Below are 9,136 nucleotides of genomic sequence, written 5' to 3'. Positions count from 1 at the left end.
AGGTTGGAAAAGTCCTGTCCAATACAGAATTTTCCGACAGACAGCATAAAAAAGTAACGAGACAGTAAAAACAGTCTCGTTACCAAGGTCTAACTTTTTGGGGTCACATCAGACAGCACTCAGGCCGGCGTTGAGCTGCATGGCTCCGAAGCCCAGCGTCGTCGTCAGACCGAAAATCGTCGCACAGAGGGCGACGATATCAATCAGGTTGCCCCAGAAACCGTTCAGCCTATGCTTCAGGAGGGGATAAAAACCGGAACGCAGGGTTACGGGAAGCTGATAGCGGAATCCGAAATAGGCCAGGGCCAGGCCGATGATACCGTAAATCGCCCAGGCATGGATCCCCCAATGGAACAAGGTGTTCAGCATGGCTTCCTTTGTTTGGACCAGCGATGAAGCCGACCCGTGTAAGGGGGCCGATAAGTGGGAAATCGGTTCGGCTACGCCAAAGAACATCAGGCCAATGCCCATACCGGCTGAAAACAGCATGCACAACCAGGAAAAAAAGGAAAATTCTGGTTTTTCATCTTCGTTTCCCAAGCGGATGTCACCGAGCTTTCCCTGACATAAGATGACCAGGAAGAGGAAAAAGAAGGCGACACAAAGAATGTATACCCAGCTGAATGAACTGAATATATATTCTTTTACACTGCTTAAAACTGCATCTGTCCGATCGGGAAAGAAGATACAGCTTATGACGACGATTCCAATGAATAAGATACTGGGCAGGACAATACTTGCCTGCAAGTTGTTTTTTGGAATTTTCAAAGAAAAACCACCTTTCCAAAATAAAAATGAAAGATATGAACAAATTAAGTATACTATATAAATTGTATCATATCGAAAAGTACGTGACAAATGGAAGGAATCATTGACTTTTTTCATGGCTTATGCCATTCTTAGTAAGTCACAGACTATGTATTGATTGGGGGAAAACTATGATTTTGAATGGATTGATGGCGGTCTCCGATGTTTTGTGGGGGACGCCGATGATTGTCGTGCTGGTCAGTATGGGCTTATATTTGAGCATTCCGTTTTCATTTCTACTATAATTTCCGGCACATCGGATTTCATTTCCGCAATACCTTTGGCAAGATGTTCCAGCGCCAGGGCAGCGGCCAGGGGTCGGTCTCAGGGTTCGCCGCTGCTTGTACGGCCATGGCCAATACAATCGGCGTCGGCAATATCGGCGGCGTGGCGACGGCTATCGTTTCCGGCGGTCCCGGCGCCGTTTTCTGGATGTGGGTTTCAGGCTGCCTGGGCATGTCGACGAAAGCCTGCGAAATCATTTTGGGCCAGCGCTTCCGCGTCAAGTACTCTGAGTCCATGGACGAATACATGTGTGACCTGTCCTTTGTCATGCGAAACGCCCTGGGCTGGCGGAAAGGGGCTTTCCTGCTGGCTATTGCCTGTTTTACCTTAGGCCCCTGGACGTGCAGCGTTCAGACGGAATCCGTCGTCGGCGCCCTGAGGGAAGCCTTTGGCATCGACCCGCTCTGGTCGGCCGCTTTTCTGGGCCTCACCTGTTTCGTCACCATCTTCGGCGGCTTGCGGCGCATTTCGGCCGTCATGGAACGGGTCGTGCCCATCATGGCCCTGCTCTACATTCTCGGTGGCCTGGCCATCCTCGTCCAGCATCTGCCGCAGGTGCCGGCAACGCTGGAGTTGATTGTCCGCAGCGCCTTTACGCCCATGGCCGGTGTCGGCGGCTTTGCCGGGGCGACGGTCAAGGATGCCATGCGCTATGGTATTGCCCGCGGCCTCTATTCCAACGACGCCGGCACGGGCTATGGCATCATCGCCCATGCGACGGCCCGGACGGATCATCCTGTCCGCCAGGCTTCCTGGGGCTGGGGCGAAGTGTTCCTCGACACGATCGTCGTCTGCTCGGTGACGGCCTTGTCGCTGCTCCTGACCAATTCCTACATCGATTATCCCCGTGTCGACAGTGCCAGTCTGACGACCGTCGCCTTCCGCATTTCCTTTGGCGACTGGGGCGCCTGGTTCATGGCCGTCGCCATTACGGTCTTTGCCTGGACGACGATCATCGGGATGTATTACAGCTGCGAAAAATCGGTCAACTACGCTTTTGGCGATACCCGGCGCAACCGCAGGGCGACTAAGGTCTACATGATCTATTACATGATTCCCTGTGTCGTCCTCTACAATGCCAAAGCCGATGCCCTGTGGGCCATGACCGATATTTTGTCGGCTATTTACGTCATGATCACGATTTTGTTCATCGTCACGCAGCGGAAAGAAATCTTCCGCTTGTTCAATGATTTCTGGTTCCGTTTCCTGCCGGCGCAGGAACGGGGAGAAAATCCGCCTGTCGTCGCTTATGGGACGGTGCCTGTGAAAGGAGAAAGAAAATGAAAAATACATTGAAACAGATTTTGGACCGCGAAGGCGTTCTGGTCCTCGACGGCTCCATGGGGACGGCCCTGGAAAATCTCGGGGCCGATTTGAACAACAAACTGTGGACGGCCCGCGTCCTGGCCGATCGGCCGGAACTGGTCAAGGAAGTCCACATCCAGTATTTCCGGGCCGGTGCCGATGCGGGCATTACCTGCAGTTACCAGGCCTCCCTGCCGGGACTGATGGAAACGGGGTACAGCCGCGAACAGGCAGAAGCCCTCATCACCCGGGCAGTCCAGGTCTTTCAGGAAGCGCGCCAGGAATGGTGGGACGCCGAAGGGAAGCAGGCTGGCCAGTGCCGGCCCATACGGGGCTTATTTGGCTGATGGATCCGAATACAAGGGCCATTACGGCGTCAGTGCGGATATGCTGCGGGACTTCCATCGCCGCCGGGCTGAACTCCTGTGGCAGGCCGGTGCCGTCGCCGTCGGCGGCTGCTGCACGACCGTGGCCGACCACATCCGCCAAGTCGTTGCCGCCCGCCGCACTTATACGGGGAAAAGATAGTTTGTAGTTTGGTGAACGTACTCCCGCCTATAGAGGCGGGAGCTTCCTGCTTCAACGAGAACAGCGCCACGGACTCCAAAGAGTTGTGGCGTCTTACACTCTCTCCACAGGCGTAGATTCCCGTGCGCCCCACGGTATGTTATGGATTACGTCAGGCAGATATCCGCCTGGCTTCTTCTCGAATATTGATGGCAGCGTTCTTATCGCGGTTATGGTGACTGCCACATTTAGGGCAATTCCATTCCCTTATAGATAAATCCTTGGTTTCGTGGTTCTGATATCCGCAAACATGGCACAGCTGGCTGCTTGGATACCACTTGTCTATCTTGATAAGCTGTTTGCCTTGCCAAGCCAGTTTATACTCTAGCATGTTCGTGAACATATTCCAGCCATTGTCAGCTACGGATTTGCCAAAGCTGAACTTGCCACCCTTTTTCCGCTTGGCCATCGTTTTGACGCTAATATCCTCAATGCCAATGGCATCATAGCGGTCTGCAAGGTAGCGAGCCTTCTTGTGCAGGAAATCCCGCCGTTGATTGGCCACTTTCTCATGGAGGATAGCTACGCGTAGTCTTTGTTTTGCTCTATTGTGACTTCCTTTCTGCTTTTGGGATAGCTTTCGCTGTGCCTTAGCCAATCTTTTCTCTGCCGTTCTCAGGAAATCGGGATACTTAGCATCCGCCTCATCGGAAGCCACATACAAGCCGTGCATCGCAAAATCCAGCCCCAGGAATGTCTTCGGTATGACAGGGAGTATTTGGTTTTCATACTCCACCAGCATACTGATATAGTACTTTCCTGATGGCGTCTTGCTGATGGTTACGGTCTTTATGATACTGTTCTCCGGCAAGGGACGATGCTGGCATAATTTCACCCAGCCTATTTTCGGCAGTTTCACCTTATGGCCCTCGATTCGGACAGAGCCTTTCTGGTTGTTCGTGGAATACGAAGCACGACGATTCTTCTTGGACTTGAAGCGCGGCTTGCCGAAATGCTTGTTGTCATTCCAAAAGTGGCTGTAGGCCTTATTCAGGTTCATTTGGGCATTGGCAAGGGCTAAACTATCTACTTCCTTTAGCCAAGGGAATTCTTCTTTGTACTGCGCAGGCGTGTTATTCAGCTTTTGGCCGGTTTCCTTATAATAGTCAATGCGGTCACTCAGTATCTTGTTGTAGATGAATCGGACACAGCCAAAGGTCTTGTCAAACATCAATTTCTGTTCCGTTGTCGGATAGATTCTGTATCGGTATGCCTTATTCACTATCATCACCTGCCTTGACTTTCCAAATCCTTTCACTCTTACTACTGATTATACTGCAAATCAACTTGTGAAGCCATTGTTTTTCTGATGGCATCGAGCTCTCAGAAAAACCTGCAATTCATCTCACCGCCTAAAGAGGCGGGAGACTTCTTGCAGAATCAGGTTAAAACTCGAAAAGGACCTGTCGCACGTGCGACAGGTCCTTTTGGCATCTTCTAAAACCATGTGCGAACGATGAACCAGGACAATCCTAAGAGGACGAAGGAGCAGACGAGGGCGCTGCCCATGGGGCGGGTGCCTTCTTTGGCGATGACGGCGAAGTTGACGTTCAGTCCCAGGGCGGCCATGGCCATGCCCAAGATGAGGTAGGCTGCTTTGACCAGCATGGGGACGGCGAATCCGATGGCCGGGATATAGGAGCCGATGGCGCTGGCCGCGATGAAGCCGCCCATGAACCAGGGAATGGGGACTTTGAGTTTCTGGTCCGCATCTCCCGATTGGCGGCGCTGGTGCCAGGCTTCGCCGATACCCAGGATGATGGCGACCGGGGCCAGGAGCAGGACGCGCGATAATTTGGTGATGATGGCGCTGTCTGTACCTATGGGGCCGGCACTGCCGCCAGCGGCGACGGCGTGGGCGATTTCATGGAGGCTGAGGCCGGCCATGACGCCGAACTGACTGTCCGTAAAGTTCAGGACGGGTTGGGCGAAGACTTCGATGAGCGTAAAGACCGTGCCCAGGATGGCTACGATGGCGACGGCCAGGACGGACTGGTCGGCTTTGGCCTTGAGTGTCCCCGAAACGCCCATGACAGCGGCGGCACCGCAGATGCTGCAGCCACAGGCCGTGAGCAGGGCCAATGTGTGGTCGACGCGAAGGGCACGGGCGACGGCATAATTGAGGGGAATCATGATGGCCACGACGAAAACGGCGGCGATGAGGCTCTTCATACCGGCGCTGACCAGGATGATGAGGTTCAGCTTGAAACCCAGGAAGATGATGCCGGCCCGGAGAAATTTATTGGCAATGAAGCCCGTACTTTCCCGGGCTGCCAGCGTGACCGGCCGGCAGACCTGGATGACCATGCCCAGCAGCAGAGCCAGGACCAGGTGACCGATGAGAGAAAAGCCCGGCAGGGAAGCCAGCGATTGGCCGGCCAGGGAACAGGCCAGGGTCAGGACGACTCCGAGCAGGGCGTGGCGCCAGTCGATCATAGTGGATAATTGCATGATGATGTCACTCCTATACTGATATTTGAGATGACTCTAGTATAGTCTGTCCCTTTTCATAAGTAAAATACTAGGATATAATATAAATCATAAGTATTTACCTATGAATTAAGGGGGACAACTTTATGACGCTGCGCCATTTCCGCATTTTCCTGGCAGTCTGCGAAACCTTGAATATGACCCAGGCTGCCCGGCAGCTCCATATCAGCCAGCCGTCGGTCACTCAGGCCATCCATGAAATGGAAAATCATTACGGCCTGATGTTATTCGAACGCCTGGGGCGTCATATTTACTTGACCGCTGCTGGCGAGAACTTGAAACAGTATGCTTACCAGATCCTGTCGCTCTGTCAGCAGGCTGAAGACAGCATGACGGCCATGCAGCATCAGCTGCCGATCCGCCTGGGCGTCAGCATCACCATTGGCGACATCTTCCTGGTCGAACTTCTGACGCATTGCCGCCGGACGTATCCTGAATGGGACATCCTGTCGGCCATTCACAATACGGAGGAACTGGAACAGCTCCTGATGGAAGATAAACTGGACCTGGCCCTCGTCGAAGGGCGGGTCCAGTCGCCATACCTCGTATCCCGTCCCATCATTACGGACTATTTGACACTCATCGCTTCGCCGGACAGCGAATGGAGCCGTAAGGCCATTACAACGCCACAGGACCTGGATGGTATGCCTGTTTTTGTCCGCGAACAGGGAAGCGGCACGCGGGACCTCTTCGAGCGTGTCCTGGAAGACCACCACCTGACCTGCCGCATCATCGGCGTCTACAACAACTCTGAAGCCATCAAGAAAGCCGTCATGGCCAACTTAGGCGTATCCGTCCTGTCCCGCCGCCTGGTCCAGAACGAAATCGAAACAGGCCGCCTCGTCGAACTCCCCTTGCCGGGGCTCGAATTCAAGCGCCAGTTTCGCCTGGTACACCACAAAAACAAATACCTGACCCAGCCCATGCAGGACCTTATATCCATCTGCTGCCACAGCGAGGAATGGCTGTGATGGGACAAAAAAATGACCGCCATCTGTCTGCCGACGGAACGGTCATTTTTGATTGAGTTATTTCTTTTCCTTCGTGCTTTCGCCGACGATGTAGGGCGGGCGGCCTTTGCTTTCGTTATAGATGCGGCCGACGTATTCGCCGAGGATGCCCATGAAGGTGAACTGGACGCCGCCGATGAAGAGGATGAGGGAGATGAGGGACGGATAGCCTGGGACGTCTTCGCCGAAGAGTAGGGTGCGCAGGACGATGAAGACGAGATAGATGGCGGCGACGATGGCCAGGAAACAGCCGGTAAAGGCGGCGATGCGCAAAGGCGCCGTCGTGAAGCTGGTAATGCCGTCGATGGCCAGGTTGAAGAGTTTCCAGTAGTTCCACTTGGTCTTGCCCGCAGCCCGGGGCGGCCGGTCGAAGAGGATTTCTTTCTTCTCGAAGCCAATCCAGCTGAACAGGCCCTTGGTGTAGCGCTGACATTCGCGCAGGCTGCGCAGGGCCTTGACGCAGCGCCTGTCGAGGAGGCGGAAGTCGCCGACGTCTTCCTGGACCGGGACGGGGGACAATTTCTTGAGCAGGCGGTAATAGACGTGGCTCGACCACTTCTTGAAGAACGTTTCCCCTTCGCGGCGCCGGCGGCGGGCCGATACATCGTGGTAGCTTTTTTCCCACCAGGCGATCATGTCCGGCAGGAGTTCCGGCGGGTCCTGGAGGTCGGCATCCATGATGACCAGGGCGTCGCCTTCGGCGTAGTCCATGCCGGCCAGCATAGCTGCTTCCTTGCCGAAGTTGCGCGACAGGGATACGTAGGCCACGCGCTTATCTTTTTCGTGGAGCTGGCGCAGGATGGGCAGGGTCTGGTCGCGGCTGCCGTCGTTGACGAAGATGAAGGTAAAGGCGTAGTCCGGCAGGGCGTCGATGACGGCGCACGTCCGCTGGTAGAACTGGGGCAGGACGGCTTCTTCGTTGTAACAGGGGACAAGGATGTCGATTTGCTTCATCGCTTGTCACCTCCGGCGGCGGCCCGGTTCAGGAGGACCGTATAGTCTTCGACGTCGAGGCGCTGGGCCGGAACCGTTCCCAAAACGCGCAGGGCTTCGTCGCGGTATTTCGGCTGGACGACGACGATAGCCGGCTGGTCGCTGTTCCAGAGGTCATACAGGTCCTGGCTGCCGTAGTACATGTTCGTCCGGTCCGTATGATGGATGCCGAATTCCAGCTCGCCCATGAAGTTACCGGCAGCGATGGGACGATCCAGGTAGTAGACCAAGCCTGGCATGAACGAGCCATACATGATGATTGGCGTGCTGTCCGGGACGTTCAGAGACCGGATGTCCTGGCTGACTGTATAGGCCGTCTGATGGTCGTGAATCTGGCCCTGGACCTGATGGGCGCCGAGGCCGAAGCCATAGGCCATGCAGCTGAGGATGACCAGGACCGAGAGGAAGTCCTTCTTGCGATGCCAGACCCAGGCCGCTGCCAGGGTGCCGACGAAGAGCGAGGCGATGAGCAGGCCGCCGTGGGTCAGGAAGTCGGCGACGGTCAGGAAATCGGTGTGCATGAGGTAGGCGATGCCCGCTGCCGTGAACAGCAGGCAGAGGATGGCATTTATGAGAAAACTGTGGCCGAGCCAGCGCCCTTCCTGACGGCACCGTTCGATAGACGCGGCCAGAAGGACCGACAAGGGCAGCCAGCAGGGCAGGATGTACGTCGGCAGTTTCGAGTCGGAAATACTGTAGAAGACGTAAATCAGGCCGGCCCAGAGGGCAAGCAGCAGCAGGTCCTGCTTATGCCGCAGGGAACCGGGCTTGCGGAAAATCCCGTCCTTGCTGAAGAACGTCGCCACGAAGCCCGTCCAGGGCATGAGGCCGGCGATGAGGACCGGGACGAAGTAGTACCAGGGATGGAAGCGTTCGTGCATCTTGGTAGCGAAGCGCAGGAAGTGTTCGCGGATGAAGAAGAAATAGAAGAAGTCCGGATTCTTCTGGCAGATCAGGTAGTACCAGGGCACGGCGATGACCAGGAAGAGGATGATGCCCGGCAGGTAGAAGAGTTTGAGGAAGAGGCGCGGCCGCTTGCTCAGCAGGGCGTACCAGAAGAGGATGCCGACGGGGAAGACGATGGCGATGAGGCCTTTCGTGAGCATGCCGAAACCCATGGCGGCGTAGAAGACGAGCAGGTATTTCTTGTTTTCCGTCCGTTCAAAGACATAGAACGAGACCAGGCAGGCATCGATGAAAAAGGTCAGGGCCATGTCCATGACGCCGATAGAGGCGACGATGAGCTGCAGTGCCGACGTAGCCACGATGACGGCAGCCAGGAGCCCTGTGCGCCGGTTGTACATGGTCTTGGCCAGCCAGAAGGCCAGGAAGACGTTACCAAGGCCCGTCAGGGCCGGCAGAATGCGGCCTGTGAATTCACGGATGCCAAAGAGCTCCATGGACAGGGCCGTGACCCAGTATTGGAAAATAGGCTTCTCGAAATAGGGCATGTAATCGAAGTGGGGCGTGATGTAGTCACCGGACAGGACCATTTCCATGGCGACCCGGTGATAGCGCCCTTCGTCGAGGTCGATGAGATGATACGACCCGATGTGGCCCAGGTAGAGAAAGGCCGCAGCGGCGATGAAGAGGCCCATCAGAAAGCGCCGGTGGCGGCGAAGTGCGTCAGTCATAAAATACCTCCTATATATGTGCGTTACTATATAGTATACTAGAAG

Annotated in this window: 9 protein-coding genes; 4 read left to right on the top strand and 5 right to left on the bottom strand. The window is 55.3% G+C overall.

Annotated elements, in window-relative coordinates:
- Window positions 1-108 precede the first annotated feature (108 nt).
- A complete protein-coding gene (locus ACFCTO_RS04010; protein ID WP_499876434.1) occupies window positions 109-768 on the bottom strand; it encodes a BCCT family transporter in 660 nt (219 codons plus the stop codon).
- Window positions 769-1,095: 327 nt separating this feature from the next.
- Here ACFCTO_RS04010 and ACFCTO_RS04005 point away from each other — a divergent pair, with 327 nt between their 5' ends.
- The 3 genes from ACFCTO_RS04005 to ACFCTO_RS03995 are packed head-to-tail and all read left to right on the top strand — an operon-like array spanning window position 1,096 to window position 2,925.
- Complete coding sequence (locus ACFCTO_RS04005; RefSeq protein ID WP_499876433.1) at window positions 1,096-2,376, top strand: alanine/glycine:cation symporter family protein; 1,281 nt, start codon at window positions 1,096-1,098, stop codon at window positions 2,374-2,376.
- Entirely contained in the window at window positions 2,373-2,744 is a 372-nt protein-coding gene (locus ACFCTO_RS04000) for a homocysteine S-methyltransferase family protein (RefSeq protein ID WP_481325559.1), read from the top strand. Before ACFCTO_RS04005 ends, ACFCTO_RS04000 begins: the two co-directional genes overlap by 4 nt.
- Complete coding sequence (locus ACFCTO_RS03995) at window positions 2,737-2,925, top strand: hypothetical protein (protein ID WP_481325560.1); 189 nt, start codon at window positions 2,737-2,739, stop codon at window positions 2,923-2,925. Before ACFCTO_RS04000 ends, ACFCTO_RS03995 begins: the two co-directional genes overlap by 8 nt.
- A gap of 151 nt (window positions 2,926-3,076) precedes the next feature.
- Here the strand turns inward: ACFCTO_RS03995 and ACFCTO_RS03990 are convergent, their stop codons facing one another.
- Complete coding sequence (locus ACFCTO_RS03990) at window positions 3,077-4,192, bottom strand: RNA-guided endonuclease TnpB family protein (RefSeq protein ID WP_499876432.1); 1,116 nt, start codon at window positions 4,190-4,192, stop codon at window positions 3,077-3,079.
- Between the two features lie 209 nt (window positions 4,193-4,401).
- Window positions 4,402-5,415 (bottom strand): YeiH family protein, encoded by a 1,014-nt coding sequence (locus ACFCTO_RS03985; protein ID WP_499876431.1) that lies wholly within the window; start codon window positions 5,413-5,415, stop codon window positions 4,402-4,404.
- A gap of 125 nt (window positions 5,416-5,540) precedes the next feature.
- Between ACFCTO_RS03985 and ACFCTO_RS03980 the strand changes: the two genes are divergently transcribed.
- Window positions 5,541-6,425 (top strand): LysR family transcriptional regulator, encoded by an 885-nt coding sequence (locus ACFCTO_RS03980; protein WP_499876430.1) that lies wholly within the window; start codon window positions 5,541-5,543, stop codon window positions 6,423-6,425.
- 57 nt (window positions 6,426-6,482) lie between these two features.
- On the opposite strand, the gene ACFCTO_RS03975 is transcribed toward ACFCTO_RS03980, so the two are convergent.
- Both ACFCTO_RS03975 and ACFCTO_RS03970 read right to left on the bottom strand, forming a co-directional pair.
- Window positions 6,483-7,418 (bottom strand): glycosyltransferase family 2 protein, encoded by a 936-nt coding sequence (locus ACFCTO_RS03975; protein ID WP_499876429.1) that lies wholly within the window; start codon window positions 7,416-7,418, stop codon window positions 6,483-6,485.
- A complete protein-coding gene (locus tag ACFCTO_RS03970) occupies window positions 7,415-9,091 on the bottom strand; it encodes a glycosyltransferase family 39 protein (protein WP_499876428.1) in 1,677 nt (558 codons plus the stop codon). The genes ACFCTO_RS03975 and ACFCTO_RS03970 overlap by 4 nt, the downstream gene beginning before the upstream one ends.
- Window positions 9,092-9,136 lie beyond the last annotated feature (45 nt).

The organism is Megasphaera indica (assembly GCF_046614755.1).
Taxonomy (GTDB): Bacteria; Bacillota; Negativicutes; order Veillonellales; family Megasphaeraceae; genus Megasphaera; species Megasphaera intestinihominis.
The sequence above is the reverse complement of the archived record's forward strand: the minus strand, read 5'-3'. Positions and strand labels throughout refer to the sequence as shown.

Coding starts and splice junctions, on each gene's coding strand:
- ACFCTO_RS03990 (WP_499876432.1), bottom strand. CDS start 4,192: ATGATAGTGAATAAGGCATACCGATACAGAATCTATCCGACAACGGAA.
- ACFCTO_RS03985 (WP_499876431.1), bottom strand. CDS start 5,415: ATGCAATTATCCACTATGATCGACTGGCGCCACGCCCTGCTCGGAGTC.
- ACFCTO_RS04000 (WP_481325559.1), top strand. CDS start 2,373: ATGAAAAATACATTGAAACAGATTTTGGACCGCGAAGGCGTTCTGGTC.
- ACFCTO_RS03975 (WP_499876429.1), bottom strand. CDS start 7,418: ATGAAGCAAATCGACATCCTTGTCCCCTGTTACAACGAAGAAGCCGTC.
- ACFCTO_RS04005 (WP_499876433.1), top strand. CDS start 1,096: ATGTTCCAGCGCCAGGGCAGCGGCCAGGGGTCGGTCTCAGGGTTCGCC.
- ACFCTO_RS03970 (WP_499876428.1), bottom strand. CDS start 9,091: ATGACTGACGCACTTCGCCGCCACCGGCGCTTTCTGATGGGCCTCTTC.
- ACFCTO_RS03980 (WP_499876430.1), top strand. CDS start 5,541: ATGACGCTGCGCCATTTCCGCATTTTCCTGGCAGTCTGCGAAACCTTG.